This window comes from Gemella haemolysans ATCC 10379 (genome assembly GCF_000173915.1).
Taxonomy (GTDB): domain Bacteria; phylum Bacillota; class Bacilli; order Staphylococcales; family Gemellaceae; genus Gemella; species Gemella haemolysans.
This window is the reverse complement of sequence record NZ_ACDZ02000014.1, coordinates 1-18,063: the sequence shown is the minus strand read 5'-3', so window position 1 is coordinate 18,063 and position 18,063 is coordinate 1. Positions and strand designations below refer to the sequence as shown.

Below are 18,063 nucleotides of genomic sequence, written 5' to 3'. Positions count from 1 at the left end.
ACTATCTTACCTCAACTTTCTCTATATATTTTATTATTAACTCATGAATAAGTTTTACATCTTTTGTTGAATCAACTATTAAAGTTTTTCCTTTCGGCAAAACTTCTAAAAAGTTATTTCTTACTTGTATAAAAGTATTATCATTTTTTTCTTCAAATCTAAGATTTTTACCATCTCGAACTCTCACTCTTTCCAAAGCCTTATCTGGATCTATATCAAGAAAGATAATAATATCAGGTTCTTCAATATCTTTATTTATATTTCTAATTTCTTGATATTTTATTCCTCTAGCTTTAAAAAATGCAAGTGAACTATACAGGTATCTATCTGATATTATATTTATCCCTTTACTAAGCGTAGGTTTAATCTCTACTTCGTTTTGATAAGTTCTATCCGCAGCAGCTAAAAGTGCGATAGAATACATATTAGGAACAATTCCATCCTCTAGATAATCTTTAACTCTTTTATCATTCCTATAAAAATCTGTGGGCTGCCTTGTACTATGTACTAACTTCTTATTTCTCTTAAACCACTCTTCTAGTAAATTTATTTGTGTTGTCTTTCCTGACCCGTCAAGCCCTTCAAACACAATCAATAAACCTTTTTTCACAATAACTCCTCCCAATACTATCTATTTTCTGTTACAACTTAGTATTTAAATTGTCTTTATAACATTATATCAAATTACACCATTCTCTCATACCAAATAAATACCTTTAATTCAATCTGTAAAAGTATTTTTTAATTTATATCCGATAAATCTACGATATTTTTTTAATACTCATAAGTGATATTGCTATAATGATAATTAAAGAATATAAATTTATGTACGAAAAATATTCTTTTCCTAATTTTTCTATCAGAAACGCTATTATTATACCTCCTAGAGAATACAAGATACTTCCTAAAACTAGAATTAATGATAATACTTGCCCCATTATTTTTCTAGAAATTTTTCTTTGGAAGAATGTTGCTTTATAAATTAGTACTGGTGCTGAAGCAACTCCTGCTATAATAAGTATGATTACTGAAAGAATAATATTCGTACTAAAATAAAACAGTATCAATAATAAACAATGCACTATAATACCTAGGCAAATTAATTTTTCTATTTTAATTTTTGATATAAATTGCAAACCTATTATAAGCGAAGCCAGTATAATACCAACAGATTGTAAAGAATTTAATATTCCATACGCTACACTATCATTATTTAAATTTTGTTCTACATATATTGGTAATAAAACGATAAAACTTCCCCAAGTGAACATATTCCACAATGTCGTATTAATTGTCATAAGGAATATTTCACTATTTTTTACAATATACTTCATAGAACTAAATATTGTATATTTTTCCTGTCTATTTTCATTGTTACTAAATATCTCGTCACTTTTTATTGTACTTATTATTATCGCTGAAATGAAAAATAATACGGCTCCTATTATGAAAGCAATTCTATTATTACCTAACACTCCCATTATCGCAACAGAAATCGAACCAAAGATATAAGAGATGTCAAAAAATATTATCATCAATGCATTAGCTGTTACTAATTGTTCATCATTACACACCTCTTTTATTATTATATCTCCTCCTGCTGATAAAGGAATTCCTATAACGCTATTCAAACCTATCAATAATCCTATAATACTTAAAGATATCTTATCATTAAACGGTAATAAGAATATAATCAGAAAAATACCAGCTCTTAGTAGTAAAAACAAGAACATTGCTTTTCCAATATTAAACCTGTCTAACACTTTTGATATTACTGGTCCAAAAACTATAGCTGGCAATTGAGTCAACACACCAAAAATAGCTATCAATAATGGGTTTTTAGTTTCTTCATAAATCAACCAGATAATACTTATACTAACAAATGATTGCGCTAATGTTGTGAAGTTAATCGAAAAAAAATACTTTATAAAATCAACATTTTTTAAAACACTCATATATTTACTCATAAATTAATTCCTTTTTATTCCATAGTCTCTCATGTCTTATTCTAAAATTTTAATAATATGTGAATTTATAGCTTTTAAATACACCTTCTAAAAATTTCTCCCTTATTTTTTATAACATATAAACAATTACTATATTTATTATAATATGAAAATAAAATGGTAACAATTTGAAAACTTTAATATAAAATCATGCTCCCTCTACTTCACTTCTTCCTTTTTCTTATAATATTCTTTCGCAAAATCTACGCAACTTTTTAAATCTATACAAAGAACTGATGTTTTCTGAATCTCTTTTATTTGATAACTTCCCTTACAATTTTCCATGAATTCTTTCTGTACTGTTAAAAAATCATCATATATATCTAATTCGATATTAGAGAACTCTAACCACTCTCCATCCACATTAGCACTTTCTTTTATTGTTTTTCGATTTAGTGAGTACTCTGCAAGATGCAATGCTGTATTAGATTCAAAATCAGTTCCTAATAACAAAATTTTGGCATTCTGATCATACAATCTCCCTAATGGTGAATTGTATCCTAAGCCATCATCTAATGGATGCTCTTTTATAATTTCCTGTGCTTTTTCTCCTACTGCAGAAAAAGAATATAGTGGATGAGAACTTCTAACAGAATGTTTTAGATTCATAACAAACTCGCTAAATTTCCCCATACCTCGTGTACTAGATAGATCAACATCATAAGATAAACTCTCCTGTTTTATTTTTTCTATCCACTCCTTAGGAACTTTAGGATATTCCCAATACTCTGGAGACATATTTTCTAAAGATTGTGTTGGGACAACGAGTGTTCCACTTTCTCCTAATCTTTCCATAAGAGCTTCATAAATACATCTTGCACCGCCGATTATATAACCGAATTTACTAAGAGAAACATGTGCAATCAGGGTATCACCTTCTCCTATTTCTAAATCTTTAAATAAATTTAAAAAATCACTTTTACCAATAGGCATTAAATTATTATCTAAAGCATCACTCATAAACTTATAACTCATTCTTTTCCTCCCTATTAAATGGGAGTGACTCAAAATCTTATTCTCAGAGAAATTTATTTTTTAGCCACTCCCCTATTTTCATTTTTCTATTCAATCTATATCATTTTTTTACTAACTTTCACTTGTATCACAATTTTATAATATTATCAAATTTTCCTCTTAGTTCATCACTTATATCATGGCTAATCATTATTATAGTTAATTCTTTATTTCCTAACAACATTTCTACTAAACTTTTCGCTGATTCTTTGTCTAAAGCTGATGTTCCTTCATCAATTAAAAGTATTTTTTTACCATTAAATAACGCTCTAGCTATAGCCAATCTTTGGCGTTGTCCTCCTGAAAGATTCTTTCCATGAACCTCTACTTCTGAATATAAGAAGTCTTCCTGTGTTAATCCCACTTTTTCTAAATACTCTGCTACATCACTATCCTCTACTACTTCTCCCATAGTTATATTGTCTTTAACAGTACCTGAAAATACAAAATTTTCTTGCTGAATTATAGTCAGTTTTTCTAGTATTTGTTTAGTAGATAATTTATTCAAATCGACACTACAATACTCTACACTACCTTCATAATTTCTTAATTGCCCTGTAATAATTTTAAATAATGTTGATTTACCAACGCCACTATCTCCACTTATTAAATATTTATTCCCCTCTTTTATATCAAGATTCACATTATTAAGGATTTCTCTATCACCATAACTGAAATGTAAGTTTTTAATTTTAAATAATGTTTCTCTTAAAGAATATTCAACGGGTGAGTGAGTATCCTTATTATTTAACATGAATTCATCATGCTTAGAGAAAATAGGTTTTGCACCTTTAATAAATGCTATTCTATAACCTACTTGGCTCATACCATCAAATACAAGATTAGCAAACATTCCTACAGCTGCAACTGCACCGATTTCCAAATTATCTTTAACAACTAAACACCCTGTAACAAAAACTAATAACACTTGGAAAAAGACATTTAAGCCAAAGTTAAGCATATAATAATTACTTTCCAACTTACTTTGTTTAACAAATACATTTTTCAAAATTCTACTTATATGAGCTATTCTTTTAGGAATTATTTGTAATTTATTAAGAGAGAAATACGTATCATAACCTAGAATCGTCTCCTCTAACGAAGCTACATAGTTTTCATTTTCTTTAGTAACTTCTGATCCCATATTATGAAGTTTTTTATTAAAAATTTTTGGAAGATAAATTAATATTCCTGTTCCTATAATAGTAATTAAAGAAATAATCCAGTGATATTTCAATAGAGCATAAAGAGAAAATACCACACCAGAAAGACTGTATATTATAGCAAATATATTCCTCAAACCTTTTTCTTGAATCATTTGAATATCATTGTTAAACCAAGATTGATAAACACCAGATGAGTTATCTTTATACTTTTCAATATCTAATTCTATAAGGCTACTAGACAGATTATCCTTAACATCTATTCCAATGTCTTGAATAAAAATCTCCTCTCTTACCTTTACCACCCTATCAATTACTATAATAAAAATCCACGTAACTGATAAGAATAAGATAATTTCAAAGAAACTATGTAGATTTCTATTAGTAAGCACAGTTATAGCATCTGCATTTAAAAAGTTACTCTTCATAAGAAATAACTGTCTTAACAATATAAGAAAACAAATTAATAAGAACCTATATTTAAACTTTAAAATATATTTTTTCATAAATACCTCCTACTTTTAATTCCACTTAATTTAACAACACGCTATTAAGGGGAATTTTGAGAAATATATAAATTCTATAAATATTCAAATACCTTAAATTACTAACCTAATAATTTCACACAACCCTTAACTATTTTATTACTCCCAATTTATCTTTCTTTTCTAAATAACGCATATATCATTAAAAACATTATATTTTACTAAAAAGATAATTTCAAGCATTTCTATAGAAATTACTGAAAAAGGATGTCACCTGTACAATACAGAATAACATCCACTCGTCTAAACTAAATATATATGAGTTCAGAATTTTGGGTACACATCATTTCTTTGAAATCACGATTTTTGAGTCACTCCCAACCGCACTTGAACAGTCTAACTTTCTCGCCTACCTTTATTTTTCCACTTATCATAAAACAAATAACTAAGAAATTCTATTATAAAGTCCGTATTAATTTCTCCTATTTAAGATTCATCAACAAAATAATATTTAAAATTTATATTATTATTTTACAATTCTTCTAGATAATATCAATAATATAATAAAACTTGCTAATAACAGTCCATAAATCATTAAGACGAGTTTTACTTCTATCGCTAAAGATAATACTAATGAAATATATATAATAATTAGTAATGAAAATAATAGAACTCCTATGAAATTCATATAGATTTCTCCAATTACAAAAGTTCTTATTTTATCTAGAGATATTCCCATGTTTTTTAATATCTTAATTTCAGCTTTTCTTTCTTCTAAACTTAATATCATCGAATTAAATAGATTTATTACAAATATAATTAAAATAAAGATATTTAAAAATAACAAACCAAAATAAACAAAGTTATAAAACTGTAAATTTTCACTTATTACATCTCTTGTATATAGACCTTCTAAATGTCTATTAGAATTCACGTAATTCTTAATAGTATCAGTATTGTTGTCAGTATTATAGACTTCTACTGATAAGATATTAGAAGTTTCTATTTTTGATGTTTTAGGTGCAATAGCTACTAAATTATAAGGATAAAATTGATTATCTATTATTGTGGATATAACATACTTCTCCAATTTTCCTGTCCTAGAATCTTTTAAATCTAAAGTATCACCTAACTGTAAATTCAATAATCCCCTAAGCTTTTCATTCAGAATCAATTCATTATCTAAAAAATTATTATTTAATTTTTTCCCTGAAATCACATTAAAAGTTCTCAGTTTATCTCTTTTTTCTATGTCTAATTTAATAATTTCTATTTCATTTATATCAACTTTTGATTTTTCACTTAATCTTCTCCAATCATCACTATAAGGAACATTTGAAGCTATTCTATAGTCTTTTGTATATAATATTTCTACTATATCATTGCTTCGTATTTTTTCCATTATATATTTTAAATCATTATTATTAACAAAATTCTCACTTTTATTCTGATCAGCATTTGTTATTATATAATCAGCAGGTAGCTGATTTAAAGTATTTTCTTTAACCTTATTAGAAAATATAGATAAAAAATTAAAACTAAATAATAATAAGACAATTGATAAAACCATCAATTTCATTATCATAGCATATTTCTTATAATTATTTGCAAATGATTTAACTGGATATGAAATATCAAAGAACTTTTCTCTTTCAGACAACTTATACAATCCTACAAAACAGTGCTTAAATACTATAAAAAATGATATTATTGAAACCACTACAGTTAAATATTTGAAATTTTCATTATCTAATATCTTAGATAATACAGAGAATAATAAATTTATTATTAATAAGGATAAAATTTTCCCTCTTAATTTTGTATTGATAATACTATCTTTTTTATGAATAACCTCAATATCATCTACATATTTATTTTTCTCTTTTCTAAGCAACAGATATGTTACTAAGAAAACTATTAGTTGATTTAACAGTAAATATACAACAGCACAAAAAACAAATATTGAAAATGAAAGTATTTCAAAAGATACATCTAACTTCTTAAAAATACTATTAGAAAGTAAATATATACCACCTGATAAGAATATTCCTAATACCGATCCTACTGTTGCTAAGATTAAGTTTTCACCTATAAATATTTTATTTAAATTCTTATGACTAATTCCCATTCTCTTTAAAACTGTCATTTCAAAAAAACGAGATCTTATTCTCATTTTAAAAATTCCAAATAATGATATTATATATGTCAGAAACATTCCTGTTACCATAATATAAAATAAAGGAGTATATATTCTTATTTTTTTATAATCTAATTCTTTACTTTTCATACTATCATATTTTAATTTTTTATCATTAAAATATTGTTCTAACATTTGTTTTATAGCTTCTTTATTTGCTTTTGTTTTCAGCTGAAGCAAATTAACTTTATCTTTATATTTATTATTTTTCTGTAGGTCAGATAAATTAATAAATATTTTCAACGATAAACTATCCTGAATATTACTAGAAACAATTGCAGATATTTTATAACTATTATTATATATAGTCATAGTATCTCCTACTTCTAATTTATACTTATCAGCATAATTTTTATTAATAACTATTTCGCCAGTATTCAACTCTTTATTTCCATTTAATATTTGGTATTTTGCAAGTTCCATAGAATTATTTTCAAGTCCATAAATTGTTGTTTTGTCCTCTAATTCTAAAACTAGTAATTTATTAAACTTTTCGTAGGGAATAGGAATCCCCCTTATCTTATCATTATCAAAAAACACATTTTTTTCGATGTACCCAAATTGTAGGTCATATTCTCCAAATTTCTGATTATTTTTATTTTTTAATCCAGTACTCACACTAAAGAATATAAGAGTAAAAACTAGTAATAATACTAGACTTATACATGAAGATATTAATAGAATTTTGCTTTTATTTCTATTAAATTTTATTGAATTTAAAATATATTTCTTTATCATATCTTCTCCCCCATAAACTAAATGTTAATTTTTAATAACTCTCTTTGTATCAAATCTACTCGATTACTTAAATCAATATCTATATTAGTCCTGTCAAAAGATAAATTTGAAATGATGTTCCCATCTTTTAAAAAATATACTTTATCCGCATATGCAGCAATATAAGAATCATGACTAACCATTATCATCGTTTGCCCTAATTTTTTTATAGATTCACGAATAAACTTTATCAAATTAGCTGCGTTTTTGGAATCTAATGCTCCCGTAGGTTCATCCGCTAAGATAACTTTAGGGGTATTCATAAATGCCCTAGCAAATGCTACTCTTTGTTTTTCTCCTCCTGATAATTCAGTTATATTTTTATCCTTTTCATTCTCCAAATTCGCCATTTTTATAAAATAATTTGCTTTATTTCTAATTGTTTTTATGTCTTCCTTTTTTAATACTCTAGCAGGAAAAATAATATTTTCGTACGCAGTAAAGATATCTAGGAGTTGATAATCTTGAAATACTATCCCTATATTCTTTAATCTATATTCTGCAAGTTTCTCATTGTTAAGACTAGTAATATTTTTATTATCAATTACTACTTTACCACTATCTAACTTTAACAAACCTGCTATAATTTTTAACAAAGTACTTTTCCCTGATCCACTCTTCCCCATAATAACAATAAATTCACCTTTTTCCACGAATAAATTTAAGTTATCTATGATTTTTCTATTTTTAATTTCTTTATTAATATTTAATAAATTTATCATATTTTTCACCCATTCATTACTCCAATATATTTCATATCACATAAAAATAAACTAAATTTTATAAAATATATCAGTCTTCCCTTTATTAAACTATTTATGTAACCGTACTTTTGTTTTATCTTTAATATTTGAATTTTTTTAAAAAAGAAAGTAATCGTTTACTTTAATTGTATTTTATCACAATGAGCATAGAAAGTGAATATTTCAACATATAAAACTTAGTTTCTTCAAATAAAAATATTTATCTTATTTAAAGAATTAACAACTCATATTTACGCATAATAGAATCAATATTTTTTTATTTAAAAATTGATTTAAATACAATAATATTTCCTCTCTCTTTATCCACTATATTATTTTTTTCTATATTAGCAATAAAATTTCTTAACTTTTTTGTGTTTTAGTTAATTAAAATTTTCAGAAAATTTAATCTAATTATCTTGACACACAAAAAAAAGTCAGTATAATTAAAGTTACATAGATACTATAGGGATTCAAAAATAACTAAATCTTAAAAAAGTTTATATGAAAGCTCGTATTCCTAGTCTAAACTCATCTTATAAAAGCTTTTTAGAGATCTAAGAAACTTCGTGGAGAAATTGACAAATCGAAGTCTCGGAAGTCGCTATTTTTGAGTAACTTCTATAGAAATATAATCTATACAAAGGAGAGCAATATGATTAAAAATATTTTAGAAGTTATAACATTGAACAAATTAAAGTTATGCATTATGTTTATTTTGACATTAATAGTATCAATAGGGACTGTTTATGTTGTATACGCTCGTGTTGATATTGTTGATTCTGTAATATACAAAACAGGGTCTCTTTGGACAAAAGTTGGCGTTATTATTTGTATTTTAATAATAGTAGAATTGCTTAGAGCGTGGTTGAAAATTATAATTGCACAATTAGTTAAACAATGGAAAATTTATCTAGGTGATAGAATTAGTAAAAACATAGAAGCTATGTCTCAATCAGAATTTAATAAGGTTGATTCTGGTGAGCATATGACTAAATATACTTATCAACTTGAATTATTATCTGCATATTTATTCTCACCATTAACTGGTTTACTTAGTGCTATTGTATTATTTATCTCATCAGTAGTATTTTTATGGCTTATTAACTGGAAATTTGTTGTATTCGCCCTATTATCATCAATAGCTATGTTTTTAATAAGCGGTAAGTTCGGTAATAAAATTAGTGTAGGATATACAAATTTATCAATTTTATCAGGGAAATTTTCTGGAGTTTTAAAGGAATATTTAACAGGTTATGAAGATTTAAAAAATATCGGTAAGATAAATTTATTCTCAAAAAATGTTAAGACTAGTCAGATCCAAAAAGAAGATCAACAGTATAGTATTTCTAAATTAATGGCATTTGCTGAGTTAACTTTTCAAAGTATCGAGAAGTTACTTGAATTATTAATTTTTATATTTGCGATTTACTTAGTTTTAAAAAATGAATTAACTATCGGAACAATAGCTTCGGTATCTACTATACTAGGCATATACCTTACTTCTATCAATCAATTGGTTGATTTGTATATTAAGGTAATCGGTACAAAAGAAATATTAAACAGCGTTATAACTAAAGCTACTGCTAAAGAAACTATTTATCCACACGTTGAAGAAAATATTGAATTTAAAAACTTTAATTATAGTTTTGGAGATAACCATGTTATTAAAAACTTTAACTTTAATATAAATAAAGGTGGAAAATATGCAGTAATCGGTAAAAGTGGTTCTGGAAAATCTACTATAATCAAGTTGTTATTAGGGAAATTACAATCCAATCAAGATAAAATCTTAATCGATGGAAATCCTCTTGAAATACAAGATGATATTAACTTCTCCAAAGAGATTGGATATGTAAGTCAGCAAACATCTATCTTTACTGGTTCTATTAGATATAACATAACTTTAGATGATAGTTATTCAGATGAAGAAATATGGAGCATACTGGAAAAAGTTTGTTTAGCTGATAGAGTTAAATCTTTATCTGATGGCTTAGATCATAACTTATCTAATATGGGAGAAATCTTATCAGGAGGAGAAAAACAAAGGTTAGTTCTTGCGAGAGTCTTAATTAGAAACTATCCAATTTTAATTCTTGATGAAGCAACCTCGGCATTAGATGAAAGAACAGCAGTACAGATAGAAAACAATATCTTAGCTGACGATAAGTTAACCTTAATAATGATTTCTCACCATATACAAGAAGAGATTAAAAAACAACTAACAGAATGTGTAGAATTAAAAGTACAGTAATATGATTTATTAAATGGATTAAACAAAATGGGAGTGACTCAAAAATCAAGATTTTTAAGTCACCCCCATTTTTTTATTTTTCCCTATATAATCTAGCAACAGCAGTATAATAATTATATTGAATACCTACATTCCAAATTAAAATTTTAAACTAAAAATTTCTACACTTTGAACAGTGTTTACCTCCTGCAATTGTTCAAAAGCATAAACTTATGCAAATTTCTTATAAAAGTATAAATATCTCATTATGAATAGAAATGAAACTAACACAAATAGAAATGCAAACTTAACTAGATTATCTATAAATTGTAAATAGATAAATACTAGTAAAACTCCTGCCACTTCTACTAAGTATTCTATTACACTCGCTTTTTTCCAGTTGATTTTGTCATATAAGTCAACCACATAATATTGAGCAATACCTAATATCATAAACGCCAATGCAGCTAAACTATATGCCTTAATATCTGTTTTATCTTGAGTGAAAGCTTCAGGTAAAAAGCTTGTAGTGTTAGTTAAATATTTATTCATCGCTATAAATAAGAAACCTACTAATTCAACTTGCAATATCAACAAACCTAAATCTTTAAGCTTATTCATTTTTCTCCTCCTCCCTTTTAAAATTATTTTATTAACTAATACAATATAATTACTTATACTTATTCGATTATATTATACCACTTTATAAAAACGCATTCAAAATATTTGTGATGTAATGTTACGTGTATTTTTTTAATTCATCAGAAAATAATACTATACACAAACCTAATAAAACTATAATTACCGATATTAATATCGCCATTTTTACAGAAAAATATGTTGAAATACCTCCACCTATTGTCGCTCCTAGTGGAATAAGCCCTCTTCCAAAAATTCTCCAAATAGCAGAAACACTTCCCAACATTGATAAATCAACATTACTTTGTTTTATAGTAGTAGCATTCACATTATATAAAGGCATCGCTGCTCCTATACACATAGTTGCAACAAATAAAGATAATGTACTCTCTTCACTGCTTAAATAATAAAGAGTGAAACCCACTGCATATAAAATAAATGATAATATTATAGTTCTTCCCATTCCTATAGTATCAGATATTTTTAAAGAACTTATCGATGCTACTACAAGACCTATATTCCCTACGCTTATAATCATCCCAATTGTATATGGAGCAACATTTAAAACTTTACTTAAGTAATAAAACTGAATCGACTGAAAAATACCTATACCAAATACCAATACAAAGTAACTCATCGCCAATCTAAATAATATTTGATTATTAAAAACATAATTATATGCTTCTCTTATATGAACTATCGATTTCTTTTTTGTTTTTACTTTATATTTCTCTATATCACATGGAAGTAATATCTGACAAAAACTTGCTAGTATAAATGTTATCCCATCTATTATAAAAATAAATGGAGCAGAAAATAAACCAAATATAATTCCCCCAACACTTGGAGCGGCAGTATCAATAACACTATTACTTAATTCCATTTTATAATTTGCTTTCTTTAGATTTTCTTTCTCTACTACCATAGGAATTTGACTATAAAAAGATATACTCCCAAATAATAAGAATGTATTCAATAAGAAAATTAAAATGTAAAACCCCCACAGTGGTAATATTTTGAAAATAGAAAATACAAATAATATTATAGAAATAACAAAACAAATTATATTTGTAAAAATCCCTATTCTCCTTTTATCCCCCCTATCTACAATAACTCCTATTATTGTTCCAAAAAGTAAGCTCGGTAAAAACGACATTACTGTAATCATAGAAGTTTCTAATACCGTAGTATCGTAAATGAATATTCCTACTAATGGAAATCCAAATATAGTCAGTTTATTTCCAATTGAACTAACTATCTGTGATAACCATAATAAATTAAAATTTCTATTTAACATATTAGACTCTCCTATATCTATATTTTAAAATATTATGGGAGTGACTCAAAAATTGTGATTCCGGACAAGGAGATTTTATCGAGTCATCTCCGAAAAGTTTATTAGATATCTAAAAAGCTTTTATAAAGCAAATTTAAATATCAATAAACCACTGCGTCTATGAGTTCTCATATAAACTTTTTTAGAATTTAGGACATTTGATTCAGTCCCTTTTTCCCCATTACATATACCTCATCATACATTCTCAAAGTTTCTGGATAAGATCTGTGTGAAATATGAATTAAAGTCTTATCTTTCATACTTAATAGTAATTTTTCGACTAAAATATATGTATCTTTATCCAACCCTGACAATGTTTCATCTAAAACTATAACCTGCTTTTCCTGTAATATAGCCCTAATTAATGCTAGCCTTTGTTTTTGTCCACCAGATAAATTTGCTTTTCTCTTATCGTACGTAATATTAATCAAATCAGAAGCTTCTTTAATTTTGTCATCTAATCTAGTTTCTTTTATTAAGGTCATTATTTTACCCGCTTCTATGTTTTTATAAAAAGTAAGATTATCGATAACCTTACCTACAAATATAAAACTATCTTGAGGTACATAAGTTATTAGTTTCTGAATTGTGTTGTATTCATAACTGTTAATATTTTTTCCATTTAAAAAGATGTTACATCCTTCAAGGTTTTTCGTTAATAGTAATGCTAACGTCGATTTTCCACTACCACTATCCCCTTGAATTAAATACTTTCTACCTTTTTCAAAACTAGCTGAAAAATTACTAAAAATTTCTCTATTATTAAATTTATAACTTTCATTTAGAACTTCTATGTTTTCAAAATCGATAGTTTTATGACCATCTATATATTCAAACTTCTCTTTAGAATCTAATTCTCTCTTTATATCTTTTACCGATGTTATATTAGATATAGAAGCTGTTATCAAATTAACAGGCATTACTAACTCTGCAGAAATAGTAAAAATTGATACTATATCCCCTACACTAGTATTTCCTAACAGAGCTTGACGACCTCCTATATATAAAATAGCAATAATAGTAGCATAGAATACTAATCCTGTTAAGACATTTACAAGTGATGCTAAAACATTCTTTCTATTAACAAGTTTATTTATTTTTTTATATTCGTTAAGTAATTTTTCATAAAATATATTAGCCGAATCACTATTTTTAATAACTAATAACCCTTCTAAAAAATCTTCAAGTTTATCGTTATAACTAGCCTTTTGTATAGAAATACTGTTTTGAACATTTTTCAAATATAATTTGAATAGGTTAGGAATTAAAATCGGAAATAGTGACAATCCTATAACCCAAAACGCTGTTGTTACATCTAATTTGAACAACGCTATTGTAGCAAAAATAAAATAAATTATCCCCTGATACAGAGAAAAAATCGTATTATAATATTGATCTTTTACCATTTCAATATCATTATTTACAGTAGATAATAAATTTTTACTCTTTGTATCTAGTTTATTTCTAAGTAAACTACCCACAAGTGTTCTATGAATATTAAACCCAACTTTATTTAGATAAATAGTATCTAAAAGCTGACGTAAATATTCACATATAAGCATTAGTATTATAATTACAGATAAATATATAATTTGATTGTAGAATAATTGCTCATTTTTAGTAGTAAGGGCATCAACAACATATTTTATTTGATAAGAAAAATAAATATTAATCCCCGAAACTACTGTAATAAGAAATAAAACTATCGCAAATAAAAATTTCCTCATATTTCCCACTCCTTAGTTGAGTCCTCTATTTAAAACTTCAGTTTTTATTTTATAAATAGCCTTTTAAAATCTAAATACAATAAAAAGAAATCAATTGCTCATAGAAGCTAATCAATTTCTTTCTTAATATTTGATATTCTAAAATAATTCAATCTATAGATTAACTTTCCACTCAACATAAAATCCAATTAACGTTTGTTAAATTATAGAAATTATATCAAATAAAAAATTGCTAGTCAATGTTATTTCTGAAAATTTAAGGTTGTCTATAGAATTTATAAATTAACTTGAAACTAGTCTTTTAACTAGAACTAAAAAAATACATGTCTTCTCTTTTCTATTACATTAATAGTACTCCATACAAAAAAGCTAGGAAAAATTCCTAGCTTAACATTCACACTTGAAATATAGGTAGTGAACCACCTTCTTCTATACTACTATATTTATACTAAAAAATCAATTTTTTATATTTCATTTTAGACCTTTTACTTCTTTAATACTCTCCTATAACCTTATATTTTCTCAGTATATATTTTAGCTGTTCACCTGTAACATCTTCGTATTTATAATCTATATTTTCTACTGCTAGATAATTCAATACTTTCCTAATGCTAACATATCCTTTTTTTGCAACCACGATATGATCTAGCATTTCAATACCAACTATTTCACCAACTTCCATTAGATTTATCGTCGTTTTAATATCTTCTATAGAAGGAGTTGCGTCTCCACTCGGGTGGTTATGTACACAGACGATGCTCGAAGCACTATTTTTTATTGCTAGTTTAAATACTTCTCTTGGATGCACTACTGACATAGATAAGCTACCTTTAAATACTTCTCTTTTCTCTATTATTTTACCTTTCGTATCAATATCTAATACTACGAAAACTTCTTGCGTTAAATTCTCTAAAGATGATTTTAAATAATTGGCTATTGACTGCGGGCTATCACACTTCACATCTAAAACATTCGTCGCATATATTCTTCTTGCAAACTCTATATTCGCCAAAATATGTATCGCCTTTTCCTGACCTATCCCCTTATGTTTCATAAGTTCTGTTAAAGTTACATCTCTTAACTTTGTAATGCCTCCTATATCTTTTAGAATTATATCGGAAAGCTCAATTACATTTTGATTTTTTGTACCTGTTCTTAGTAATATTGCTAGAATCTCTTTATCACTGAGAGCTAAAGCACCTAATTTTTTGAATTTCTCCCTCGGACGATCTTCTTCACTAAACTCTTTAATAGTGTATGCTACCATAATAATCCCTCCCTTATTAATATGATTGTTAAATAACTAAGTGCAATAAATGGCACTAGTGGTAGTTTCGTTTTTCTTTTAACTTTTTTCAAAATAATTAATCCAATAGCGAAGAATCCTGCATATAAAAATGTGAAAATTAACAAATACACTCCCTCAAATAAATTTAAATTTAAAGCTAATACACAAAATACTTTTATATCGCCATAACCTAAACCACCTCTTGTGAAAATATATAATATATGAAAAATAATAACAAGATAAATAAAATCTAAAAAATTAAATAAATAATAGTGTATATATATAGAAGAAAAATTTAATATAATTAGAAGATAAAACAACTCATCATTAACTTCAAATGATTTTATATCTTCTATTCCTAAAAAAATGAGAATAATAAATATACTGACTTCAAGATAACTAATAAAAATAAAATGATTTTGGAAAATAATAAATAATACAATAGTAATAAAAGTAAAAATTTCGTATAAAAATATATCTAATGGAATTTTTTGATTACAGTAACTACATCGTCCTTTTTTAAACAAATAGCTAAAGATTGGAATTAAGTCGCTCCCCCTTAATTCTTTATGACAACTTGAACAACGACTTCGTCTAAATAGGAACTCTTTTTTATTCTCACTATCTACTAAACATTTCATTGCGCTAGCAAATATAAGACTTACAATAACAATAAATATGTATCTTTCCATAAATAACTTCCCCCACTGTATAACCCTTCGATTATATTTTATCATAAACATATTTCTCTAACCAACTATATCCTTGCTGGTGTTTTAGCTATTAAATAATATTTTTTTATTCGTAATATTTTTTAAAAATCTCTTCGGAATTCTGTATACAACTTTTCCTCTTGAATAGATTTTCACAAAAAATCATACTCATTTTCAATTTCTATTATCATTCTAGTCCACTCATAGTAATATCTATTTTCAAAAGAATTTACATTTTTTCATTTTTGTAGTATAATATTGTTTATAGTTTTCCTGAGGCAAGATTTCTGCCTTAAGGAAAGCAGTTTTATATTCTTATTCTACACTATTATTTTTAGAGAAGGTGATTAAATGATTTTTAAAAAATTTTTGAGAAAAAGTCAAGAAGAGTTAGAAGCTGCGAATCAGCTTTCTCTTCAAGAAATTAACAATACAGTTGATGTTCCAAAAGAAGGAAGCTTTTTAAAGAAAGTCCTGGCTTATAGTGGACCGGGAGCATTAGTAGCAGTCGGTTATATGGATCCTGGTAACTGGATTACCTCTATCGCTGGTGGTGCTCAATATGCGTATAGCTTACTATTCGTTATACTTATATCGAATCTTATCGCGATGTTGCTTCAATCAATGTCTGTAAGATTAGGTATTGTAACTGGTATGGACCTAGCTCAAGCAACTAGAAAGCATACTGGTAAAAAAATGGGATTTGTTCTCTGGATAATTACCGAACTAGCTATTATGGCTACCGATATTGCAGAAATTATTGGTAGTGCTGTAGCTTTAAAATTATTATTCGGTATTCCTTTACTAATAGGGGTTATAATAACTATCTTTGATGTATTCTTACTCCTATTATTAGCACATTTTGGATTTAGAAAAATCGAAGCTATTGTAGCTACCTTGATATTTACAATTCTAATAATATTCTTCTATGAAGTTTTATTAGCTAACCCTAATACCGGAGAATTAATTAAAGGTTTTATTCCGAATAAGGATGTAATTAATAATAAAGGTGCATTATTTATTGCCTTAGGTATAGTGGGGGCTACAGTTATGCCTCACAATCTGTACCTACATTCTTCTATTGTTCAAGCAAGAAGATACGATAGAAAGGACAACAAAGTTAAAAAAGAAGCTATTAGATTTTCTACTATAGATTCTAATATTCAACTTTCAATCGCATTTGTTATTAACTGCTTACTATTAGTTCTAGGTGCTTCTTTGTTTTATGGTCATGGTGATAGTCTTGGACGCTTTACAGATCTTTATAACGCTTTACAAGATAGCAGCATTGTCGGAGCTATTGCTTCACCACTCCTTAGTACACTATTCGCCGTAGCTCTATTGGCCTCTGGTCAAAATTCTACTATTACTGGAACATTATCAGGACAAATAGTTATGGAAGGTTTCATTCACATGAGACTTCCTATGTGGATGAGAAGAATGCTGACTCGTGTAATTGCGGTAATGCCTGTTGTCATTTGTTTAATAATTTTTGGTGATAGTGAACAAGCAATTGAAAGCTTACTGATTTATACACAAGTATTTTTAAGTATTGCTCTACCAATATCTATTATTCCTCTAACACTATATACATCAGATAAAAAACTTATGGGAGAGTTTGTTATTAAACCATGGATGAAAATTGTTGCATGGATCTGCACAGTCGTATTGATAATCTTAAATTTCTGGTTAATAATATCAACATTCATATAAAAAAAATCGGACTGACAAAAATCAGTCCG

Annotated in this window: 13 protein-coding genes; 2 read left to right on the top strand and 11 right to left on the bottom strand. The window is 26.6% G+C overall.

The genetic code is table 11. From position 1 onward, the window contains the following. Nucleotide 1: 1 nt before the first annotated feature. The 6 genes from tmk to GEMHA0001_RS05680 form a co-directional block, all read right to left on the bottom strand. A complete protein-coding gene (tmk, locus tag GEMHA0001_RS05705) occupies nt 2-610 on the bottom strand; it encodes a dTMP kinase (RefSeq protein WP_003145109.1) in 609 nt (202 codons plus the stop codon). A 151-nt stretch (nt 611-761) separates the two neighbouring features. Next, nucleotides 762-1,967, bottom strand: a complete 1,206-nt coding sequence (locus tag GEMHA0001_RS05700) for an MFS transporter (RefSeq protein WP_003144964.1) — start codon at nt 1,965-1,967, stop codon at nt 762-764. 198 nt (nt 1,968-2,165) lie between these two features. Next, nucleotides 2,166-2,981 carry an AAC(3) family N-acetyltransferase gene (locus GEMHA0001_RS05695; protein ID WP_003144889.1) on the bottom strand — a complete coding sequence of 272 codons (816 nt, stop codon included), beginning with the start codon at nt 2,979-2,981 and terminating at the stop codon, nt 2,166-2,168. A 127-nt stretch (nt 2,982-3,108) separates the two neighbouring features. After that, nucleotides 3,109-4,689 (bottom strand): ATP-binding cassette domain-containing protein, encoded by a 1,581-nt coding sequence (locus GEMHA0001_RS05690; protein WP_003145683.1) that lies wholly within the window; start codon nt 4,687-4,689, stop codon nt 3,109-3,111. Nucleotides 4,690-5,194: 505 nt separating this feature from the next. Next, complete coding sequence (locus tag GEMHA0001_RS05685) at nt 5,195-7,483, bottom strand: ABC transporter permease (protein WP_162010649.1); 2,289 nt, start codon at nt 7,481-7,483, stop codon at nt 5,195-5,197. A gap of 137 nt (nt 7,484-7,620) precedes the next feature. Then, a complete protein-coding gene (locus GEMHA0001_RS05680; RefSeq protein ID WP_003144864.1) occupies nt 7,621-8,364 on the bottom strand; it encodes an ABC transporter ATP-binding protein in 744 nt (247 codons plus the stop codon). 676 nt (nt 8,365-9,040) lie between these two features. Here GEMHA0001_RS05680 and GEMHA0001_RS05675 point away from each other — a divergent pair. Continuing rightward, nucleotides 9,041-10,639, top strand: coding sequence for an ABC transporter ATP-binding protein (locus tag GEMHA0001_RS05675; RefSeq protein ID WP_003145174.1), 1,599 nt, complete (start codon nt 9,041-9,043; stop codon nt 10,637-10,639). Between the two features lie 210 nt (nt 10,640-10,849). Here GEMHA0001_RS05675 and GEMHA0001_RS05670 read toward each other — a convergent pair whose 3' ends face one another. From GEMHA0001_RS05670 to GEMHA0001_RS05650, 5 genes are all read right to left on the bottom strand, one after another. Then, a complete protein-coding gene (locus tag GEMHA0001_RS05670) occupies nt 10,850-11,239 on the bottom strand; it encodes a hypothetical protein (RefSeq protein ID WP_003145268.1) in 390 nt (129 codons plus the stop codon). A gap of 118 nt (nt 11,240-11,357) precedes the next feature. Then, on the bottom strand, nt 11,358-12,554 hold the full coding sequence (locus GEMHA0001_RS05665) for an MFS transporter (RefSeq protein WP_003145664.1): 1,197 nt from the start codon (nt 12,552-12,554) through the stop codon (nt 11,358-11,360). A gap of 188 nt (nt 12,555-12,742) precedes the next feature. After that, nucleotides 12,743-14,320, bottom strand: a complete 1,578-nt coding sequence (locus GEMHA0001_RS05660) for an ATP-binding cassette domain-containing protein (RefSeq protein ID WP_003145314.1) — start codon at nt 14,318-14,320, stop codon at nt 12,743-12,745. Between the two features lie 493 nt (nt 14,321-14,813). Then, nucleotides 14,814-15,587: a RadC family protein gene (gene radC / locus GEMHA0001_RS05655; RefSeq protein ID WP_003145027.1), complete on the bottom strand. Its 774-nt coding sequence runs from the start codon at nt 15,585-15,587 to the stop codon at nt 14,814-14,816. Continuing rightward, nucleotides 15,581-16,300 carry a prepilin peptidase gene (locus tag GEMHA0001_RS05650; RefSeq protein ID WP_040464485.1) on the bottom strand — a complete coding sequence of 240 codons (720 nt, stop codon included), beginning with the start codon at nt 16,298-16,300 and terminating at the stop codon, nt 15,581-15,583. The genes radC and GEMHA0001_RS05650 overlap by 7 nt, the downstream gene beginning before the upstream one ends. 372 nt (nt 16,301-16,672) lie before the next feature. Here GEMHA0001_RS05650 and GEMHA0001_RS05645 point away from each other — a divergent pair, with 372 nt between their 5' ends. After that, entirely contained in the window at nt 16,673-18,034 is a 1,362-nt protein-coding gene (locus GEMHA0001_RS05645; protein WP_003145288.1) for an Nramp family divalent metal transporter, read from the top strand. Nucleotides 18,035-18,063: the final 29 nt, after the last annotated feature.

Excerpts from the sequence above, each read along its gene's own strand:
- GEMHA0001_RS05700 (WP_003144964.1), bottom strand. The coding sequence starts at position 1,967 with ATGAGTAAATATATGAGTGTTTTAAAAAATGTTGATTTTATAAAGTAT.
- GEMHA0001_RS05695 (WP_003144889.1), bottom strand. The coding sequence starts at position 2,981 with ATGAGTTATAAGTTTATGAGTGATGCTTTAGATAATAATTTAATGCCT.
- GEMHA0001_RS05690 (WP_003145683.1), bottom strand. The coding sequence starts at position 4,689 with ATGAAAAAATATATTTTAAAGTTTAAATATAGGTTCTTATTAATTTGT.
- GEMHA0001_RS05680 (WP_003144864.1), bottom strand. The coding sequence starts at position 8,364 with ATGATAAATTTATTAAATATTAATAAAGAAATTAAAAATAGAAAAATC.
- GEMHA0001_RS05675 (WP_003145174.1), top strand. The coding sequence starts at position 9,041 with ATGATTAAAAATATTTTAGAAGTTATAACATTGAACAAATTAAAGTTA.
- GEMHA0001_RS05670 (WP_003145268.1), bottom strand. The coding sequence starts at position 11,239 with ATGAATAAGCTTAAAGATTTAGGTTTGTTGATATTGCAAGTTGAATTA.
- GEMHA0001_RS05665 (WP_003145664.1), bottom strand. The coding sequence starts at position 12,554 with ATGTTAAATAGAAATTTTAATTTATTATGGTTATCACAGATAGTTAGT.
- GEMHA0001_RS05660 (WP_003145314.1), bottom strand. The coding sequence starts at position 14,320 with ATGAGGAAATTTTTATTTGCGATAGTTTTATTTCTTATTACAGTAGTT.
- radC (WP_003145027.1), bottom strand. The coding sequence starts at position 15,587 with ATGGTAGCATACACTATTAAAGAGTTTAGTGAAGAAGATCGTCCGAGG.
- GEMHA0001_RS05650 (WP_040464485.1), bottom strand. The coding sequence starts at position 16,300 with ATGGAAAGATACATATTTATTGTTATTGTAAGTCTTATATTTGCTAGC.
- GEMHA0001_RS05645 (WP_003145288.1), top strand. The coding sequence starts at position 16,673 with ATGATTTTTAAAAAATTTTTGAGAAAAAGTCAAGAAGAGTTAGAAGCT.